Annotated in this window: 12 protein-coding genes and 1 pseudogene; 6 read left to right on the plus strand and 7 right to left on the minus strand. The window is 68.8% G+C overall.

Annotated features, from left to right (window positions below):
- Window positions 1–55: 55 nt before the first annotated feature.
- Window positions 56–1,099 (minus strand): PucR family transcriptional regulator, encoded by a 1,044-nt coding sequence (locus IE258_RS17775; RefSeq protein ID WP_189744613.1) that lies wholly within the window; start codon window positions 1,097–1,099, stop codon window positions 56–58.
- Window positions 1,100–1,656: 557 nt separating this feature from the next.
- The gene (locus IE258_RS17780) at window positions 1,657–2,196 is read right to left on the minus strand and encodes a nitroreductase family deazaflavin-dependent oxidoreductase (RefSeq protein WP_189744615.1); all 540 of its coding nucleotides are present in this window, start codon (window positions 2,194–2,196) and stop codon (window positions 1,657–1,659) included.
- A 125-nt stretch (window positions 2,197–2,321) separates the two neighbouring features.
- Between IE258_RS17780 and IE258_RS17785 the strand changes: the two genes are divergently transcribed.
- From IE258_RS17785 to IE258_RS17795, 3 genes are all read left to right on the plus strand, one after another.
- Window positions 2,322–2,828 (plus strand): MarR family winged helix-turn-helix transcriptional regulator, encoded by a 507-nt coding sequence (locus IE258_RS17785; RefSeq protein ID WP_189744617.1) that lies wholly within the window; start codon window positions 2,322–2,324, stop codon window positions 2,826–2,828.
- A gap of 144 nt (window positions 2,829–2,972) precedes the next feature.
- Entirely contained in the window at window positions 2,973–3,650 is a 678-nt protein-coding gene (locus IE258_RS17790; RefSeq protein ID WP_229892216.1) for a hypothetical protein, read from the plus strand.
- A 173-nt stretch (window positions 3,651–3,823) separates the two neighbouring features.
- Window positions 3,824–4,528, plus strand: coding sequence for a DUF4396 domain-containing protein (locus IE258_RS17795; RefSeq protein WP_229892186.1), 705 nt, complete (start codon window positions 3,824–3,826; stop codon window positions 4,526–4,528).
- A gap of 820 nt (window positions 4,529–5,348) precedes the next feature.
- On the opposite strand, the gene IE258_RS17800 is transcribed toward IE258_RS17795, so the two are convergent.
- Window positions 5,349–5,882 (minus strand): TerD family protein, encoded by a 534-nt coding sequence (locus IE258_RS17800; RefSeq protein ID WP_229892187.1) that lies wholly within the window; start codon window positions 5,880–5,882, stop codon window positions 5,349–5,351.
- A gap of 497 nt (window positions 5,883–6,379) precedes the next feature.
- Between IE258_RS17800 and IE258_RS17805 the strand changes: the two genes are divergently transcribed.
- Entirely contained in the window at window positions 6,380–7,117 is a 738-nt protein-coding gene (locus tag IE258_RS17805) for a DUF3152 domain-containing protein (RefSeq protein ID WP_229892188.1), read from the plus strand.
- 59 nt (window positions 7,118–7,176) lie between these two features.
- Here IE258_RS17805 and IE258_RS17810 read toward each other — a convergent pair whose 3' ends face one another.
- Both IE258_RS17810 and IE258_RS17815 read right to left on the minus strand, forming a co-directional pair.
- Entirely contained in the window at window positions 7,177–8,883 is a 1,707-nt protein-coding gene (locus IE258_RS17810) for a chloride channel protein (RefSeq protein WP_189745032.1), read from the minus strand.
- A 139-nt stretch (window positions 8,884–9,022) separates the two neighbouring features.
- Window positions 9,023–9,523, minus strand: a pseudogene (locus IE258_RS17815) (hopanoid C-3 methylase HpnR); the annotation flags it as partial.
- A gap of 274 nt (window positions 9,524–9,797) precedes the next feature.
- On the opposite strand from IE258_RS17815, the gene IE258_RS17820 reads away from it, so the two are divergent.
- Window positions 9,798–11,048 (plus strand): cation:proton antiporter, encoded by a 1,251-nt coding sequence (locus IE258_RS17820; RefSeq protein ID WP_189745034.1) that lies wholly within the window; start codon window positions 9,798–9,800, stop codon window positions 11,046–11,048.
- A gap of 250 nt (window positions 11,049–11,298) precedes the next feature.
- Here the strand turns inward: IE258_RS17820 and IE258_RS17825 are convergent, their stop codons facing one another.
- Window positions 11,299–11,565, minus strand: a complete 267-nt coding sequence (locus tag IE258_RS17825) for a hypothetical protein (protein ID WP_121712015.1) — start codon at window positions 11,563–11,565, stop codon at window positions 11,299–11,301.
- Window positions 11,565–16,766 carry a DUF6531 domain-containing protein gene (locus IE258_RS17830; RefSeq protein WP_189745036.1) on the minus strand — a complete coding sequence of 1,734 codons (5,202 nt, stop codon included), beginning with the start codon at window positions 16,764–16,766 and terminating at the stop codon, window positions 11,565–11,567. Before IE258_RS17830 ends, IE258_RS17825 begins: the two co-directional genes overlap by 1 nt.
- Before the next feature lie 1,103 nt (window positions 16,767–17,869).
- Between IE258_RS17830 and IE258_RS17835 the strand changes: the two genes are divergently transcribed.
- On the plus strand, window positions 17,870–19,075 hold the full coding sequence (locus IE258_RS17835; RefSeq protein ID WP_189744619.1) for an NAD(P)/FAD-dependent oxidoreductase: 1,206 nt from the start codon (window positions 17,870–17,872) through the stop codon (window positions 19,073–19,075).
- Window positions 19,076–19,077: the final 2 nt, after the last annotated feature.

Raw genomic sequence — 19,077 nt, forward strand, 5'->3', positions numbered from 1 at the left:
CGAGGGTCGGGCACGCACGTCGCCGACGACGATGGAGGGATGCCACGCAGCGGGCTCAGCCTTCTCGTGCGGGCCAGTCCAGGAGCCGGGCGCCGATGGTGGCGGTCTGGAGCATGTAGCGGTGGGCGGGATCGGTGGGGTCGGCACCTGTGAGGTGGTGAATGCGCTCCAGCCGGTACGTGAGGGCCCGCACGCTCAGCGACAGGCGGCGCGCTGCCTCCGCGGCGACGCAGCCGGAGTCGAAGTAGGCGGTGAGGGTTTCCAGGAGGGGGCCGGCGCCGCCGCGGGCGGTGGTGAGTGGGCCGAGCGTGTCGTGGACGAGGTCGGTCATGGCCTGGCGGTCGCGGGTCAGGACGGGGTAGACGAGCAGGTCGACGGCGCGCAGTACCGGGTCGTCGAGGCCGAGGCGGTCGGCCAGTTCGAGGGCGTTGAGTGCTTCTTCGTAGGATTGGACGACGCCGCTGGGTCCGGGGTGGGAGCGCCCGATGGCGACTTGGCCGCCGTCGGTGGCGGCGTGGGCCTGCTTGGCGAAGTAGGGCAGCACGTCGTCCTCGTTGCCCGGTGCGATGCACAGCAGGCGGCCGTCCTTGGTGGTGAGCAGGACGTTGCGGTTCCCGAAGCGTGTCATCAGTGCCTGTTCCACCTGGCGGGCGACGCCGGATCCCTCGTCGTAGGAGGTGGCGCTCTGGGCGACGGCGACCGCGTGGGCGTGGGAGAGCCGCAGTCCGAAGCGCTCGGCGCGTTCGGCGAGGCGGCCCAGGTCGCTGCGGCCGTGGAGCAGGTCGTCGATGAACTCGCGGCGCGCGGCCTCTTCCTGCCGTACGGCGAGGCGCTGAGCGCGTTCGTAGCCCTCGGCGAACGCGTCGATCGCCTGGTGGACGGCGGCGAGGGCCGAATTCGTGGGTGAGGAGAAGCGGGGCCAGATGGCCAGCGCGGCGGCCAGGTGCTCACTGACCAGGAGGCGCAGCCCGTGCCCGGCCTCCGCTGCCTGTTCGCCGAGCGCGCGCCTGGAGTCGAGTTCGTCCCGGGTCAGCCGTCGCCCGGTGGAGGCGGCCTCCGTCAGTACCTGCTCGTAGCCGACCAGATACTCCTCGGTCATGTCACTGCCTCCCCCACCGCCCCCTGAGGCAGTCGTGTGCCCGCGGCGTACTTCCCGTCCGTGCCGTGTCCCGCTGGAGCTTAGCCAATACGTTGAGAGGTCGGTCCAGGGCGTGACGGGCTGGTCCGGGCGTGCGTTCGAGTCGTGGAGCCTTTCTACGCCGCATCCGCCGACTCCAAGGACGGGGAGGCGGGGGGTGGTGACTCGACAACGGCACTGGAGGTCTGGGGCGGCGAGCTGCTGTCGGGTCCTGGGGGCAGGCCCGGGGGCTCTTCGGGAAGGCAGGAGAAGAGTCCCAGCAGAACGGCGAGCGCGGCCGCGCCTGCCAGGATGCGGCCGAGGCGGCGTATTCGCCCGCGAGTGTCGAGGTGGCGCCATGGGGGTTCGGCGGGTGCGTCGCCGTCGCTCCAGGTGTCGCCCACACGGACGTCCCACTCCGGATGCCCGGCCCGTTCCCGGGCTGATGGCTCTCGCAGTGCCGACCGGGCGATGGCTTCCTCGCTGTCGGTGAGAAATCGTCTCCACACCGAGTCAGGGGTGGGGTTCGGCATTGGTGCTCACTTCCGGGGTGTCGGGGCCTCGTGTCGGCGCGGAGCGTCCGGTGGGCAGGTGTCTGTCTCGAGGCGGACGAAGGCGATCGTGCGCCCGGCTTCGCGCAGGGCCGACTCGGTGCCGTCGGCGGGCAGTCCCAGGTAGGCGCACAGGCGGCGGGCGGTGCGGGGGTGGCGCCGGCCGTAGCGCGTCATGATGTCGGCGCCTTCGTCGGGAGTGAGGAAGTGGGCGGTGACGGCGTGGTGGCGGTTGCCGAACTGGACGACCGTCTTCGGCTGGGCACGCAGGTTGCGGTACCAGTCGGAGCGCGGACCGAAGCCGGAGGCGACCGTCCAGCAGCGATACGGCGCCTCGTACGCCACGACTTCGAGAACCACCCGGCGGTCGCTTCCGCTGACTCGGCCCACATGGTGCAACAGCAGCAACCGTCTGCCGAGCAGAGGCCCCAGGCCGGCCCGGAAGAGGAGGATGGGCGCGCGAGCGGCCAGCCTGCGCCAGCCGGTGGGAACGGGGGGTCTGGCGGGGTCCGTTTCGTCAGGTGTCATGCTCGCCTTCCACAGGGTGGGCGGTGTCCACTCCCCGTCTCGACGGGGCGGAGAATCCGCTGACTATCACTTCGGCAGGCAAAATTTTGCACAGTCTAAATGAAGGTTCCCGGTAGAAAAGACCCATGGTTGAGCACGAGTCCCGCGAGGGGACCATGGAGGACGTCGATGCGGTCACGCGGGAGGTGCTGACCGCGTCCCGGCTGCTGGTGGCGGTCTCCGCCCGTTCCCTGTCCGCAGTCGAGGACCGGGTGACGCTGCCGCAGTTCCGGATGCTGGTCGTCCTCTCCACCCGGGGTGCCACCAAACTCGTTGCGCTCGCCGACCTTCTCCACGTCGCCCCCTCGACGGCCATGCGCATGGTGGACCGGCTCATCGCCGCCGGGCTGGCGGACCGCCAGGTCAATCCCGACAACCGGCGTGAAACCCTGCTGCGGCTCACGCCGGAGGGATGCCGCACGGTTGAGGAGGTCACCGCCCGGCGGCGTACGGAGATCGCCGTCATCGTCGAACGTCTGAGTCCGGAGCAGCGAAGGGTGCTGATCGGCGCCCTGGCCGCCTTCAACGAGGCGGGCGCGGAGCCCCCCGCCCCGGACGCGGGCGCCGAGCCGTCGCCTCTCGGCTGGGAATGACGACACCGTACTCTGTTTTGCACAATGCAATGAAATGAAGGAGCGGGCCCATGCCCGTTGCGGGTGTGAGGGGCCCCACGTATGAGCAGATTGCACCGTGGTTCGTCCGTCGACGGGTCTCACATGGCAACTCATGTGCGCGCCATGGTCTGGGGGCCTGCGGAGTTCACTGGCCTGCCGCCTCGAATGCTGATCGGAGAGGGGCTTTGCGCCGGAATCCTCGGCACGGGGCTGATCGCGGGTGCCGGGTTCTTCGGCGCCTGGACCGGCAAGTCCGCCTTCGCCGCAGGCGACGTGGGTTTGATGTGCGCACTCGGCCTCGTCCTCTACCTCCTGTTGGTGCGCGCCGGTCGAGCCATGGTGGGGATCGTCGCCGTCCTGGCCGTGGGCCTCGCATTGCACACGCCTCAGATCGCAGCCGGCGTGGTCCTCACGGCCCGGGGGCAGGAGCGGTCCGTGGTCGTGACGTCTGTCCAGGCGAGTGAGGAGGCGCCCGGGGCGCGGGGTCGCTATTTCTGCTCGGTGGAAGACCGCGACGGAGCGCCCTCCAGCGCCCGGATCTGGCGGGGGTGCACACGGTCCACCCGACCGGGGGACGCGCTGGCACTCGTCTATGACCCGAAAGGGCTGGTACCTCCGCGCGGTGTCGAAGGGGCGACGAGCGTCACGGACGTGCTGAGGAGCCTGGCCGGCTGGGTGGCCGGCCTGGTCGTCGCCTGTGTCATCGCAGTGGTGCGATCCTTCCGCCTGCTTGATCACCCGGTCGCCCCCGGTTCTGATCGTCCTGGTGGCCAGGGGGCGACTAGCGCAGAACGTCCGTGAACGGGCGTCGACGCTGTACGTCGGCATTCCCTGAGCGGGCACTCTGAGTGCCCGCTTTGGTAGGGAACGTCCGGGCCGCGCAGCCGAGCCGGCGTCTCGGTGCTTGCGGACCCGCGCTGGGGTACCCGACTGCCTGATCATCGACGACTTCGACGGGCGGGCAGGTGAATCCGGTGGAGCAGCATGTGCAGCCAGCCGACTGGATCGAGGCGGTGGGCTGGTTCAGCCTGGCTGTGGCCTTCGCCAGTGGGCTCGTCATCCTGGCAGACATCGTTCTGGGCGGCCGCCGCCAGAAGATGTGGATCATGAATCTGGTGTATCCGGTCACTGCTTTGTACTGGGGGCCGGTTGCCCTTTGGTTCTACTTCACGCGCGGTCGGCGTACCTCGAAGCCGGTGGTCGAGGAGCAGGGCATGCCCGACTCCGACAAGCTGCCCCAGTGGGACGTGCAGTCGAAGGCCATCAGCCACTGCGGGGCCGGGTGCACCCTCGGGGACATCGGTGCGGAGCGGCTCGTGTACGCGGCCTCACTCACGCTCGCAGGCAAGGCGCTCTACGCCGACTTCGCCCTGGACTTCGCCTTCGCCTGGGTCCTGGGCATCCTCTTCCAGTACTTCACCATCGTCCCCATGCGCGACATCGGCCGACTCAAGGGCGTCTGGGCAGCCGTGAAGGCCGACACCCTGTCCATCGTCGCCTTTCAGATCGGCCTCTTCCTCGGCATGTGGCTCTACCAGGAGGTCGTCTTCTCGCCCGGCCTGCCGAAGACGAGTGCCGCCTACTGGATGATGATGCAAGTGTCCATGGTTCTCGGCTTCTTCACGGCGTGGCCGGTCAATGCCTGGCTGGTGCGGATCGGCTGGAAGGAGAAGATGTAGGCCCAGGGGCGCGGGCCCGGACAGCGGCACGGTGCTGAAGGCAGGGCGGAGCAGCCCCGAGTCGGCTTCGCTTTGGTGGTCAGCGGTGGCAGTCCCGGGATCCTCAAGCTGCGGCTTGTTCGTTGCCGGACTCCGGCAATGAACAGTGGTTGATTCTGCTGCACTTCGCCCATGGACCTCCAGCGAGGAAGTTCGGGACCATCAGGTGGCCGGGTGTCGGGGGAGTCGAGGGGAGCGCTCCCACTCACACCGCCACAGACGCTGACAGGGGGAGTGCTGGATGCTCGGACGCAGACAGGGCGAGGGTCGGTTCGTGCCCCGTGGCCGCACGCGGCGCACCACGGGTGAGTCCCGAGCCGGGAGCGGCCTCTGGGCATGTCCGGAGCCTCCAGGGGCGGAACAGGGCAGGGCCGCTCCCGTTGTCGTTCACACACCAACCATTCTGGAAGGCGGCCGTGCCATATCCGTGCAGGGCAGGGCAGTTGGTGTGGCGCGTGATGTCCAAGACGTCATCGTGCTGGTACGTCGGCACGGTGTGGAGTTGGAACGCGAGGATTTGGACCGCAGTCCCCTCGTCGAGTGGCGGGGAGGTGACTCTGCGGCTTGGGGGCTGTCGGAGAGCGCCTCTTCCTGAGGTCGGACCGGTTGGTCACGGAAGGCGCGCGCCTTTGTTCGGACCGCGGCCCGTGAGGTGCTGTACCGGCTCGCGAGCCGCGGCAGCAGTGCAAGTTGGGGGCCCTGCGATCCGGTGACCGGCACCTCGGCCCCTTCGTGCACCCTCAAGGCTCTCGGCGGGGTGCGAGTACGTGTCGTCGCGCAGTCAGGGCCGTGGTGCGTTGCCCATCTCCGTGGTGAAGAGGGCGGGGTCACTGTCGAAGCCTCGGACCGCTTCCTGGAAATCCCAGGCGCCGGAGGCGTTCCGGGTGAATTCCGCCACCGTGGCGGCGGTGGCCCCGGCGACCCGCTCGAAGTCGTCCGCCAGAAGTTGCCTGTACCCCTCGGCCACGACCACCCCGGTGTTCGAGACGTCGCCGAAGGTTTTGCGTCCGTCGTCCTGATGGATCGCCACTCCCACAAGCACGCGTGCGATGGAGGGCGACAGGCGGTCGAGTTCGAACGTCATCTCCTCGACGAAGCCAAAACCCTGACCGGTCTGGCTGTGCCGACTCATGTTGATGGTTCCGTCGGGCGATCGCTTGTCGAACTGGACGACATAGACGGGTCGCCCGTGCGGTGCGTCCGCGGCGTAGGTCGTGGCGATGATGTCGAGATGGTGAGACGGCCGGTCCCAGGGGCTTGGATCCCATTTGAGCCGTACATCGACCTTCTTTAGCCCCTTGGTATCGCTGCTCACCGGCTTGCCACCCTCTCGTTCCAGGCCACGGCGGGGCACTCCCGCACCGTCAAGTATGATCTGCCGGAAATCCGCTGGACCGCTTGTGCCGGTGCGCATGTACGCAGCCGAGGTGCACCTGCCGTGGGCGCGCGGGCCAATGTCCGGGGCCGGGGCTGCCGACGTCACCACGGAAACGCGCCGGATCCCGGGAAACTGGCCAGGAACCAGATCACCAGCGGCATGAGTACGAGAAGTACGAACGCGGCCAGTGTCTTTGCCCACGTTGCTGACCTTCCAGGGCGCTCGGCAGACATATCGGCTCCGGTATGACGCGCGGGGGCTGCGGGCGCCGGTCCCGCTGTGAGGGTAGCCGCTGTGCGCACTGACCATGGACCTGCCGGGCCCGTTGGGCAGTGCTTACGTTCGGCTAGGGTCGACGTATTGGTCTGAACCATGAGGGGGTGTGGTCTGTGCGGCGGTGGGGGTCCGGTCAGGGGCGCACCGTCCGGAGCCGGATGGGGCGAACGTGGCTCGCCTGCCTGGTGGCCGGGGGTGTGCTGCTGAGCTGTGGAAGCGCGTACGGCCACTGGCGGCACAGCAAGACCGTGCGAGCCCTTGCCCGTTGCCTGCGGTCCCCCGACGCGGCGTCGCTTGCAGGGGACGGCGTGCGGGGTGCGGCGGCGGTGCCGGAGGTCGGTCCCGGCACGTTCGTCACCGCGGCCGCCGAAGGCCGGGTCGTCGGCACGGGAGCGCGGCTGCGGCGCTACCAGGTGCAGGTCGAGGACGGCAGCGGCGTCGTGGCGGACGCTGCGGCGCGGGAGATCGCCGGGATCCTGGGGGATCCGCGCGGCTGGGGCAGCGACGGCGTGGACTCGTTCCGGCTCGTGGCCTCGGGGCCGCGCGACTTCGTCGTCAAGATCGCCACGCCGCACACGGTGGACTGTCTGTGCGGGGCGGCCGGCCTGGACACGCATGGTGAGGTCAATTGCAGTGTTGGCCGTACCGTGGTGGTGAATCTGCGGCGCTGGCTGCTCGGTTCGCCGGAGTTCGACGGACCGATCGAGGAGTACCGGGCGCTCATCATCAACCACGAGGTCGGGCACCGCATCGGGCACGGTCACGAGACCTGCCCCGGCGCGGGTCGGCCCGCACCGGTGATGATGCAGCAGATCAAGGGGCTGAAGGGGTGCGTGGCGAACGCCTGGCCGTTCGACGCCGACGGACGCTACCTCGGCGGCCCGCACGTCTCGTGACCGGTGACGGGCGAACTCCGAAGGGGTACTTTGCGCGGATCGGCGAGCTGAGTCTTCTGTCACCGAGGAGACGCGGCCGTCGGGGTGTCCTGTGGCGGGTGCAGTGATCTCAGGGCGCCTTGGTGGCTCAGCCAGCCGACCGGTTCGTTCTTTCCGGCGTCCAGGACCGGGAGTCCCGTGCCGGAGGCGGACAGCAACGGAGACAGGGCGTGCGCGAGTTGCTGGTCGGCGGTCACGCGTGGTGGTGTCTCCACGAGGTCGCCCGTCACCGACGGTGCGCCGTCGGGTTGTTCCGCCAGGGCTTCGGTCACTGCGCGCGCGGTGACGATGCCCATGTACGCGCCGTCGGGACCGCGGACCGGCAGCGCTCCGTGTGCGGAACGGCTCAGGAGACGAGCCGCTTCAGCCAGCTTCAAGGAGTCGGCCACCGGGGCCGGCAGCGGTTCCATGACACTGGCGACGGTCTCGCCGCCGATGGCCGCGCCTGCTGCCGGGCCCTCCAAGTCGATGCCGCGGCGGCGCAGTTTGAGGGTGTAGACGGTGTCCCTGGTCAGTACCCGGCTGGTGACGGTGGCCAGGACGATCGCCAGCATCAACGGCAGGATGATCGAGTATTCGCCGGTGAGCTCGAAGAGGATCACCACCGCAGTGATCGGGGCTCGGGCTGCGCCCGCGAAGACGGCCCCCATGCCGACCAGCGCGTAAGCGCCGACGGCGCCCGCGGCCCCGGGCAGCAGAGTGTGTACGCCGGCACCGAATGCCGCGCCCAGCGTCGCCCCGATGAACAGGCTGGGCGCGAACACTCCGCCCGACCCGCCGATGCCGATGGTCAGACTGGTGGCGATCATCTTTCCCAGGAGCAGGACCAGGAGTAAGCCGATCGCGTACTTGCCCTCGGTGGCGCCTTCCAGCACCGGGTACCCCACGCCGTACATCTCCGGCAGGGCGAGCAGGACGACGCCGAGGGCCAGACCGCCCGCTGCGGGACGCAGCCACTCCGGCCCGCGCCAGACCCAGTCGCAGGCGTCCTCGATCGCGTACAGGACGCGCGTGAAGGCGACCCCGATCCCGCCCGCGAGGACTCCCAGGACGGCGAAGAAGGTGTACTGGATCAGGTGCTGGACATGGAAGGTCGGCAGGGTGAGGAAGGCCACGTCCCCGAAGGCGGCGCGTCCGATGATGCTGGCCACGACGCTGGCGAGGACGGTGGCTCCGAACGCCTCGATGCTGAAGGTGGCCAGGATCAGTTCCATGGCGAAGATGACGCCGGCCAGCGGGGCGTTGAAGGTGGCGGCGATGCCTCCCGCGGCGCCGCAGGCGACCAGGAGCTTGACCCGGTCTTCGGTCAGTCTGGTCAGGCGGCCCAGAGTCGATCCGAGCGCGGAGCCGATCTGTACGATCGGCCCCTCGCGGCCCACCGATCCGCCCGAGCCGATGGTCAGTGCCGAGGCGAGGGTCTTGACCACGGCGACCTTGGGGCTGATCCGCCCTCCGCGCTGGGCCACCGCGAGCATGACCTCCGGGACACCGTGTCCGCGTGCCTCCTTGGCGAACCGGTTGACCAGCGGCCCGTACAGCAGACCGCCGACGACCGGCACCGCGAGCACGAAGAAGGGGCCCAGCCAGGAGACGTGCGGATTGCTGCTCCCGGGTGCCGCCGCGTAGTCGTCGTGCCCCGAGAAGAGCCGGGTGAAGGTCTGGATGCACCACCTAAAGGCGATCGAGCCCAGCCCCGTCCCCGCCCCGACCAGCATGGCCAGAACCATCATCGAGCCCCGGACGTCCGAGACCGGGCGTCTGGCCCGTCCCTCACTGTGTATGACGCTCACTGCTTCCCCTTCCTCACTTTTGCATTATGCAAAGAGCGTCAAGGGGGCGGGGATCGCGGGTACCAGTTCCTTTGCGTCAGCCGGCCGCCCGACGTGCAGGTGTGCGCTTGGCGCCGGCGCGGGTGTGCACGTACAGCTCGCGGCGGTCACCGGCGTCGAGCCGCTCCGGTAGGGGCAGCTCGTCGCGGACCGGGCGGGCGTGGTCGGTCGGTTACCGGTGCGACAAGTAGACCTGGTTGAACTTCCACGGCATCCGGGCCAAGTTGGTCTGCCCGGGCAGTAGGTTCCGGTGGAGGATGCGGTCCGCGCCGAAGACGGTGCGCAGGCCCAGATACTTGCAGTTGGTCACGGCTTGAGTGCGCACCAGTTCCTCGTAGAACCGCTCAGGGGCAGCGTGGCGGGGACCACGGCGTGCTGGATGTCGAGGCGCCGGTAGTCGCGGGTGGTGAGCTGGCGGGACTCGGTGCGGGGTCGACGATCAGGTTGATGGTGACCTGGATGCCCATGCGGCGGGCCGCCTCCAGACGCGGATGTTCTCGTCCGAGGTGATCCGCTTGCGGAACAGGTCGAGGCCCTTTCCGCACGGGCAGCCCGAGGAAGCGTCGGCTCCCGGCGGCGAACAGGAGACGCGCGTGTCCGCGCTCGCCGATCGCCCGCGCATATTTGGGGATGGGGGGCAGGCTGCGCGTGCTCGGTGCATTGTGCCGGAACGCGGCAGTGTGCGGTGCCTGACGCTGCCCGTCAGGCATCTGTCAGAGAAGCGTAAGGGGCGTGTAAAGTCCGTCTCGGAGTGCCGGGAAGTCTGGTCGGCGGCAGGGAATATCTGTCTTCGTCGATCGGGGTTGGTTCTTGTGGTGCTCGTCGCGGTCTTCGGTGCCGCTCTGCTCATTGCCGTTCTGCTTTCCGGACTCGCGGCCCGTACCGTGTTGTCGACGTCCTTCCTCTTCCTGGTCGGCGGCGCTCTCGTCAGTGACGGGTTCCTCGGGCTGATCCACATCACACCGGACAGCGACATCGTCGCGGTCACCGCCGATCTGGCGCTGTTCGCGGTGCTGTTCACCGACGGCATGCACGTGTCCTTCCCGAAGCTCAGGGAGAACTGGAAGAACCCGGCCCGCGCCCTTGGCCTCGGCATGCCTCTGGCCTTCATCGGTATGGCGCTGATCGCTCACTACCTGGTCGGCTTGGACTGGACGACCTCCTTCCTCGTGGGCGCCGTCCTCGCCCCTACAGACCCGGTGTTCGCCTCGGCGATCGTGGGCCGCAAGGAAGTACCGCCCAAGCTCCGGCAGTTGCTGAACGTGGAGAGCGGCATCAACGACGGGCTGGCCCTGCCTGTGGTACTCGTCCTCATTGCCGCCGCCGGACCGACCAGCGGCCACGCAGAGGCGTCCTTCGGGAAGATCGCCCTGGAGCTCGGGCTGGGACTCGCTTTCGGCGTGGTGCTGCCACTCCTGGTCAACGGACTCGTACGGTTCCGGCTGTTGGGAGCAGAGCCCAAGCTGCAGCCACTGCTGCCACTGGCCATCGGGATCATCCTCTACGCCGCGTGCCACCTGACCCATGCCAACCCGTACCTGGCCGCGTTCTCCGCAGGCGCCGTTCTCACCGCCGTGTCGCCCGAGGCGAAGACGGCCTTCGAACCACTTGGTGAGTCACTCGCGGAGCTGGCCAAGTTCGCCGCACTGCTGGTCTTCGGCGCACTGCTGACGCCCCAGCTCTTCGCCGACCTGTCCTGGACCGGCTACGTGGCCGTGCTCCTGGCGATCGTGCTGGTGCGCCCGGCGTCGATGCTGATCTCTCTCGTCGGTACGCGGTTCGACCGTCGGGAGAAGCTGGTGGCCGCATGGTTCGGCCCCAAGGGATTCGCGTCCGTGGTCTACGGGCTTCTCGTGCTGCAGGCCGGGATTCCGCAGGGGGAGCAGGCTTACACGCTCATCGCCGTCTGCATTGCCTTCTCGATCATCGCTCACAGCAGCACCGACGTGCCCATCGCGAGAATCTTCGACGTCGAGGACCTGACCGGCATTCCCGAGCCTGTGAGCAACACGCAGACGCGGGAGTCGAGCGAGGACGACGACGGGCGCGTCCGCCGGTCGTGAACTCGGATTGCCCCGACCGGGACAGGTATCCGTGGGACGGCTGATCGACACAGGCCGCTGGTGCCGTGACCGGGAGCGTGATGTACGCGCTGCCCGGCCGCCGCCTGCCGTTCTTCGCCACGGGGGCGGCGCTGCTGCACGGAGGGGAACCACGAGCGTGAGCGGGCTGGTTGCCTGGCCGGTGGACGAGGTGTTGCCCGTCCACCGGCCCGGTCCTCATGTGTCACACCAGGGGTGCGGCCACAGTTGGTCAGAAGAGGTCGAGCTGGGCGGATTCGGTTGCTCCCAGCATGCGGCACTCCCCGGTTTCCCCGTCGACGCGGATGTAGCCCGTGCCGATGGCCATGTCCCGGAGGTCCCCGGTGCGGAGGTAGGCGACCGATTGGCAGTCGAAGTAGAAGGCGGTGCCCACCTGGGTGCGCTCGCCCTCGACAAGTGCGAAGGCCATGCCCTCGTGGCTGACCTCCTGGTCCAGGAACTGCCTGGCCAGCCTGGTTGCCTCTTCCATGTCGAGCATCAGTCTGTCCTCAGGAGGGAGAAGTTGCGCCATGTTGAGAGATTGGCGTGGCCCGATTGGCCGTCCAGGAAGACGACGTCTCCCTTGATGTTGACCACGTTGAACACGTGGGCTCGCCGTCCCTTCTGCCCCATCACGATACCTCGGGCGCCGTTTCCGGCGTTCTTGATCTCATTGACGATGCCGGAGACGGTGGACGACTTGAATTGCCGTCCGCCGTACAGTGCTTCGATGGGTGCTGTGGAGCCTTCCCTGAGACCTCCGGGTGCTGAGGACGGAGCACCGTCGGCCAGCAGGCGGTCGACTGCTACCGCGCAGGCGCGACAGTTGGTTTCGCCGCGTTGCGGGTTGACCAGTGCTCTGAGCTGTTCTGTGATCGGGGTCTTGTAGGGGATGCCTCCGTACCCTCTGGTGACCCCGCCACCTCCAGGCCCGAACCGCAGGTTCCCCACGTTGAGGACCGTCGCGGTCTCGGGGGCGACGGCCGTCCGGCGCCATCCGGTCAGCCCGCCGATTCCCACGAGGAGGATTTGTTTGGTGAGTTCTTCGGCCGCTTCGGTGTACAGGTCCGCGAGGGCGTCGCAGCCCTGCTGGCGAAGCATGTAGTCGGCGCGGTACAGACGGTAGGCGGGGCGGACGGGCAGGTACTTGTCGACGAACGCGCCGGCACCGCCGTTCTGGCCGGTGAGCGCGTTGTAGGCGTCTCCGAGAAAGACGAAGGGGGACTTTAGGCCCTCGACGAAGCCGTCGCCGAAGATACTCGCCGCCTCGCCGAGGCTGTCGACGCGATCGTTGTTCGGGTCGTCGGGAGACAGACCGCTGGGATCCGTCAGGAGGGAAGGGACGTTGTCCGCGTATGCGTACGGTGACACATACGGTGTCGACAAGGAGCGAGTTGCCGGGTCGGGCCGGGCGAAGCGGCCAGTGATGGGGTCGTACTGGCGGGCGTGCAGGTCGAGGTTGCCGGTGGTGGTCTCGTAGCGGGCGCCGGTGTAGGAAGGGGTGCTCGCGGGAGCCCCGTCGGTGACGGTGTCCAGAGTGCGGGTGCCGTACGGGTCGTAGGCCCAGCGCTGGTGGAGGGTGCCGGAGCTGTCGGTGACGTCGACTGGGGAGCCCTGGGTGTCGTGGTGGTAGTAGTAGACGGCGCCGGCGCCGGTCTCTGTCGACTCCGGCTGCCCCAGCGGGTCGTACCGGTACGTCTGCGCGATGCCCAGTCCGCTGGACTCCGAGGCCAGCAGGGGCAGGGGGGCGTTGGGGTCCCACTGGTAGCGGTTGGTTGTCGTGCCGTTCTTGGCGACGGCGACCTGGTTGCCACTGGCATCGTGGTCGTAGGTGTAGCTCGCTCCGGCGATCGTGGCGGCGGAGATCTGCCCGGCCAGGTCGTAGGTGTAGGTGTCGGGGCCCTTCTTGGTCTGGTTGCCCTCGGTGTCGTAGCCGTATGCGGTGGTCGTGGTGCCGGTGGTGGTGGAGGTGAGCTGGTCGGCGGCGTCGTAGGTGTAGCCGGTGGACGTGTCGCCCAGGGTGGAGGTGAGGCGGTTGCCGACCTTGTCGTAGGTGTAGGACGTGGCGCGGCCGGAGGCGCATCCGGCGGTTCCGGGTTGTGGGAAGCACCCGGTGGTGAGGCGGCCGGCGGTGTCGTAGGTCAGGTCGTAGCCGCCGGTGCCGACACCGGCCCGGGTGATGTTCACGTGGGTGGGCAGACCGGCCGCGGAGAGGGTGAGCGTGGTCTTGGTGACCGTGGCGCCCTGTTTGGCGGAGGTGACGGCGGTGAGGCGGCCCGCGCCGTCGTAGCCGCGTTCCTCCGTCTCCGTGTTGGGCAGCGCGGACCGGGTGAGGTGCGCGGCCGGGTCCCAGGTGTAGGTGGTGGTCTCGCCGTCGGCCGTCGTCGTGGCGGTGCGGCCGTCGTCGTCGTAGGTGTACGCGACGGAGCCGCCGCTGTGGGTGCGGGTGAGTATCTGTCCGGCGGCGTCGTAGGTGTAGGCGAAGTGGCGGGTCTTGGTGAGGTTGCCGACGGAGTCGTAGACGAAGTCTTCGGAGATCTTCGAGTTGGCGCGCGCGGTCATGCGACCCGCGTCGTTGTAACCGAAGGTCACGTCCGGTGTGGTGCCCGCGTAGTCGATCTCGGTGAGCAGGCCGCGCGGGTCGTGGGTGTAGTCGGTGGATCCGCGGGGTGTGGTCTTGCGGGTGAGGTTGCCGTCGGCGTCGTAGCCGTAGCTGGTCTCCCGCTCCAGCGGGTCGGCGACCGAGGTGAGGCGATGGGCCGCGTCGTAGCCGTACGTGGTGACGTGGCCGTTCGCGTCGGTGCGGGCGGTGACGTTGCCAGCCGTGTCGTGCTCGTATGTGGTGACCGCGCCGCCGGGAGCCGTGACCTCGGTCAGCCGGTCCAGGTCGTCGTAGCCGTAGACGGTGGCACGCTCGTCCGCGTCCGTCTGCTTGACGACGTTGTTCACCGCGTCGTAAGTGGTGGTGGTCACGCCGTCGAGCGGGTCGGTGACCGTGGTGGGGTTGCCCGCCCGGTCGTACCCGTAGGCGGTCGTGTACTCGGCAGGGTCGGCGCCGGTGGCGTTGCCGCGCGGGTCGACCGCGGTGACCTGACGGCCGTCGGCGTCGTAGGTCCAGCTCGCCTTGTGGCCGAGCGGGGAGGTATGGCTGAGCAGGTTGCCGTCGGCGTCGTAGGCGTAGGAGGTGGTCTTGCCGAGCTGGTTGGTGCTGCTGGTGAGCCGGTTGTTCTTGTCGTAGACGGATGTGACCGTCTCGCCCGCGGCGTCGGTGACCTTGGTGACGTTGTCGTTGGCGTCGTAGGTGTAGCCAGTGGTGTGGCCCAGCGGGTCGGTGACCACGAGGGGACGGTTGATCGCGTCGTAGGTCGTGGTGGAGGACGCGCCGGTCGGACCGGTCACCTCGGTGGTGTTGCCGGCCGCGTCATAGGCGTAGCTGGTGGTGTAGCCGGCCGGTTCGGCGCCGTCGGCGTTTCCGCGTGGCGAGACGCGGCTCAGCAGGCGGCCCACTTTGTCGTATGTGTAGGTGGTCCTGCCGCCGGTCGCGTCGGTCTCGGAGGACAGGCGTCCGCTCGCGTCGTAGGTGCGGGTGACGTAGTTCCCCGCCGGCTCGGTGGTCCGGGTCAGGTGGCCGGCGTCGTCGTAGGCGAACGTCGTGGTCTCGCCTGCCGGGTTGGTGGCCGACACCAGCTGCTCGGCACCGCTGTACTCGTAGGCCGTCGTGCGGCCCAGGGCATCCGTGGCCGAGCTGAGCAGCCCGCGGCCGTCGTAGGCGTACGCCGTGGTGTGGGCGCCCGGATCGGCTCCCGCGGCGTTGCCGCGCGGGTCTGTCTTGGACAGGATCCGACCGGCGTCGTCGTAGGTGAACGTCGTCTTCTCGCCGAGCGGGGTGGTGACCGACGTCCGGTTGCCTGCCGCGTCGTAGCCGTAGGTGGTGACCTTGCCGCGCGGGGTCGTTACTGATTCCAGTGAGCCGAGCGCGGTGTATGTGTACCCGGTCTTGCCGCCCAGCGGATCCGTCGTCGACGTCAGCTGGTTGGACGTGTTGTAGGTGTAGGTGGTCTTGTTGCCGCGGCCGTCGGTGTGGCTGGTGATGTTGCCCGCGCCGTCGTAGGTCCAGCTCTCCGCGTAGCCGAGGGCGGAGGGGGCGCTGCGGGTGAGCATCCGCCCGGCGCTGTCGTAGGTCATCTGCGTGGTGTTGCCGCGCTGGTCGGTGATGGCGACGGGACGCAGACGGCGGTCGTAGTCATAGGTGACGCTCTTGCCGTACGGGTCGATCGTCTCCATCAGGACGTTGCCTGCGTACACGTCCGTCCACACGCCGCCGTCCGGCGCCGTGGTGTGGGACTCGCTCTTGCCGTCCCAGGTGAAGGTGGTGGTCATGCCGTTCTGGTCGGTCTGGGACGCGATGCGGCCCGACGTGTCGTAGACGTTGGTGACCTTGCCGCCCGCAGGGTCGGTGTAGGAGGACAGGCGCTTGCTCGCGTCGTAGGCGTACGACGACGTCCGGCCAGCCGGGTCGGTCACCGAGGTCAGCAGACCGCCGGTGTACCCGTACGACACCGATGTGCCGTCGGGCAGGCCCACGTTCGAGAGCAGTCCGTCGGTGCCGGGCGTGAAGGTGGTGGTGCGTCCGGCGGCGTCCTTGACGGAGACGAGTTGGCCGGACTCGTAGATCAGGGCCAGGCCCTGGCCGGCCTTGTCGGTCACGGAGGTGAGCTGGCCGCTGCTGTCGAAGATCCGTCCGATGTGGTCCGGTGTGGTGATCGTGTACGTGTTCGTACCCTTGACGAGCTTGGCCGCCGAGCCCGCCGGGCCGGTGTACGAGCCGTCACCGTTCTGCGTGAACACGAACGACGCGCCGTCGTCCGTCCGGTAGGTCACCTTTCCCGTCGCGAGGGTCAGCTTGGCGTCGAACGGGGTGGCCCAGCCGCGTCCCAGCAGGCCGACGGCGCTTGAGTCGGAGCGGTAGGTGCGTTCCAAGGCCAGGGGCACGCCGGGGCTCACCAAGGAGGCGTCGGTGAGTTGCTCGAAGAACATGCCGGTGGCCGTGTTGACCGGGTCTGCGCGGTGCGCCTGCGCGTAGCAGGTGCAGATCCCCGCCTGGGCCCCGGGGATGACCGGCGTGTAGAACGCCTCCACCAACGGCGAGGTGGTACCGCCCGGGCTCGACGTCCCGTCGGCGCTGTTGAGGAAGACCCAGGCGTAGTACTCCTTGCCGTCCTCGAGGATGCCGCCCAGCGCGCTGCCGGCCCACCAGAAGCACTGGTCCGCGGGGTAGGAGTTGCTCGACCACCAGTCGTAGCACCAGGCACCCGTGTCCGGAGTGTCACCGCTGGGATCGTCCGTCGACTTCTTGATCTCCTGCTGGACGACGGGGTATCCGCTCTCGTCCAGGACGTACAGCCACATTCCGGTGTATGACGATCCCTGCTTGGGCAGTTTCACCTGTCCACCGATCGACAGCATCCCCGGATAGGCGGTGGCCCAGGACGACACCCAAGTGGGGTTTTCGGCCGCCGCGGCGAGGGGCTGCAGTGACACGCTCGACTGGGCGGCCGGTCCACGGTCGACGTGGTTTGTGTCCGGCGGGCTGTGGCGTTCACCCTTGGGTGTCCGCTCCGGGGCGTTCATGTAGTCACGCATCGGCGATCGTTCGTGCCGGTCCTCGGCGACCTGCTTGCGGCGTTCGGCCAGCGTCATGGCCTTGGGGGGCTTGGGCAGGTCGTCGGCTGTCCGGGCCGGCTGGTGATCGATGGCCCCGGTGGCCGGTGTGTGGGGCCGGTCCCGGGGCGAGGCCCAGGAGGGCGTGCCCCCCGCTGTGGTCAGGAGAGCCAGGGCCAGCACGGCCGTGACGAGTCTTCGCGCTTGTGTGCGCACAGTGCATCACCTGTGAGTCAGGAGTGAAGAGAGGTCGCGGTGATGCATGATCAGGGGAATGCTCGAACTAACGTGCTGAGCGAATCGGGGCCGGAATGCGACGGGCTCGCACTCACCCCGAGAAAGGGGCTCCTGGCTGAGAGGACGAAGGTCAACGCCAGGTTGCTCGATTTGGCGAGAAATCGTCCGGAGCCCGAGATGGCGTGCTCGTTGACTGGGTGCGGACCTCGCCTCGGGCGGCGTTGCCGTGCTCCTCGCCCGTCAGCAGGGGGTGCCCGGGGCGTGCGGTGCGAGAGGATCCGGTGGGTCTCGACGTAGCTCCGGCTGGGCCAGGCCGGAGTTCCGTCGGGCATCCGGGCCCGTCGGCACACGTACTCCGGATCCCACCCCGCACGTTGAGGAACGGCGGTCCGCCCGGTCACACAGACGCAGAGGTCGCGGTGCACAGGGCCGTGCCGAACCGGACGGCATATTCCTCTTCGTGGCGAGCGGGAGCGCCGACAGCACGGTGCCGACTACGACCACGGCGGCAAGGGCCACGACGACCGTGCGGGCCGAGTGGGCGGCGAACAAGGCGCGCCATGTCCGCACGAACCGTCCTGTCACCCGCTTCCTCACCGTCAACGGCTGCCCGAGAGCGCCATCGACCCGGACCCGGGACGGCAGTCGCCCTACCTGCTTCACCTGCTCCCATCGGCCCGGCACGGCGGCCGGGGCGGACTCGCAGTTACTGTCCGCCGTCCTGGCCATACCGGGAGGGCCGGCGTACCGAAATCGGGTTGCATGCCACCGATGCCCGACTCTCCCGGCCGGGACCCGGCGGAGATCCCTCAGGTGTGTGATCCACGTCACATCCGTTGTCTGTCAGCAATCGAAGCGCTGTTCCGCTCAACCAGCGAGAGCAGGCGAACTGATAGGAGCAGCACATGAAGCACCGCATCGTCGTCCTCGGTGCCGGGTATTCCGGAGCCTACGCGGCCGGGAACCTGGCCCGTCGGCTGTCTCCCCTGGACAGCGAGATCACCGTTGTCAACGCTGAGCCGCACTTCGTCCAGCGCATGCGGCTGCACCAGCTCGCGGTCGGCCAGGAGATCAAGGCTCCCAGGCTCGCGGACGTGTTCGAGGGCACCGGCATCCGTCTGCATCTGGCCCGTGTCACCGCAGTCGACCCCGAACGCCGCGTCGTCACCGTGGCGGATGCCACAGGCGGCGGTGAGATCGGCTACGACACGCTTGTCTACGCACTCGGCAGCCACGTCGCCCACCACGGCGTCCCCGGCGTCGCGGAACACGCCTTCGACGTCGCCGCTCGCCCCTCGGCACTGCGCCTGCGTGAGCACCTGGCCGGCCTGGACAAACGCGGCGAGGCCGGGAGCGTACTGGTGGTCGGCGACGGGTTGATCGGCATCGAAACCGCCACCGAGATCGCCGAATCCCGGCCCGGGCTGTCGGTGGCATTGGTGGCACGCGGCGAGCTGGGTGCTCGCCTCTCCGGTGCCGCCCGCGGCCACCTGCGCCGGGCCTGCGACCGACTCGGCGTCACCGTCGTGGAGCACACCACCGTCGAGGCTGTTGAAGCCACGCGCGTACTGTGCGCCGACGGCACGTCCCTGGCCTCCGACGCAACCGTATGGACGGCCGGGTTCGAAGCGAGCCCCATCGCCGCCGCCGGCGGTCTCGAGGTCACCGACAACGGCCAGATCGTCGTCGATCGCACCATGCGGTCGGTCTCGCACCCGAACGTCTACGCCATCGGCGACAGCGTCCACGTCATCGGCGACAACGGCCGTCCGCTGCCGATGTCCTGCGGATCGGCGGGCTGTACCGGACGACAGGCGATCGACGCGATCGTGGGAAGCCTGACCGGCCGCAAGGTCGCGAAGACCAAGCTGCTCCATACCTACAACGCCATCAGTCTCGGGCGCCTGGACGGGATCCTGCAGACGGTGGACGGCGACGGGCAGGCGAAACCGAAGTGTCTGAGCGGCCGCAAGGCCGCGCTGATCAAGACGGGCATCATCAAGGGCGCATTGTGGGGATCCTCGCACCCGACCCTCGGCCGTCCCGGCCGCAGGCGCCGCTTGGCCGCTGCTCCGGATGCCCGCCGAGGCAGCGGTCGCGCAACCGCCTAGGG

This window comes from Streptomyces tendae, assembly GCF_014650435.1.
GTDB lineage: Bacteria > Actinomycetota > Actinomycetes > Streptomycetales > Streptomycetaceae > Streptomyces > Streptomyces tendae.

What these genes read in the sequence shown, in the direction of transcription:
- IE258_RS17775 (WP_189744613.1), bottom strand. Translation starts at nt 1,099, where the DNA reads ATGACCGAGGAGTATCTGGTCGGCTACGAGCAGGTACTGACGGAGGCC.
- IE258_RS17780 (WP_189744615.1), bottom strand. Translation starts at nt 2,196, where the DNA reads ATGACACCTGACGAAACGGACCCCGCCAGACCCCCCGTTCCCACCGGC.
- IE258_RS17785 (WP_189744617.1), top strand. Translation starts at nt 2,322, where the DNA reads ATGGTTGAGCACGAGTCCCGCGAGGGGACCATGGAGGACGTCGATGCG.
- IE258_RS17790 (WP_229892216.1), top strand. Translation starts at nt 2,973, where the DNA reads ATGGTCTGGGGGCCTGCGGAGTTCACTGGCCTGCCGCCTCGAATGCTG.
- IE258_RS17805 (WP_229892188.1), top strand. Translation starts at nt 6,380, where the DNA reads ATGGGGCGAACGTGGCTCGCCTGCCTGGTGGCCGGGGGTGTGCTGCTG.
- IE258_RS17810 (WP_189745032.1), bottom strand. Translation starts at nt 8,883, where the DNA reads ATGGTTCTGGCCATGCTGGTCGGGGCGGGGACGGGGCTGGGCTCGATC.
- IE258_RS17825 (WP_121712015.1), bottom strand. Translation starts at nt 11,565, where the DNA reads ATGCTCGACATGGAAGAGGCAACCAGGCTGGCCAGGCAGTTCCTGGAC.
- IE258_RS17830 (WP_189745036.1), bottom strand. Translation starts at nt 16,766, where the DNA reads ATGACGCTGGCCGAACGCCGCAAGCAGGTCGCCGAGGACCGGCACGAA.
- IE258_RS17835 (WP_189744619.1), top strand. Translation starts at nt 17,870, where the DNA reads ATGAAGCACCGCATCGTCGTCCTCGGTGCCGGGTATTCCGGAGCCTAC.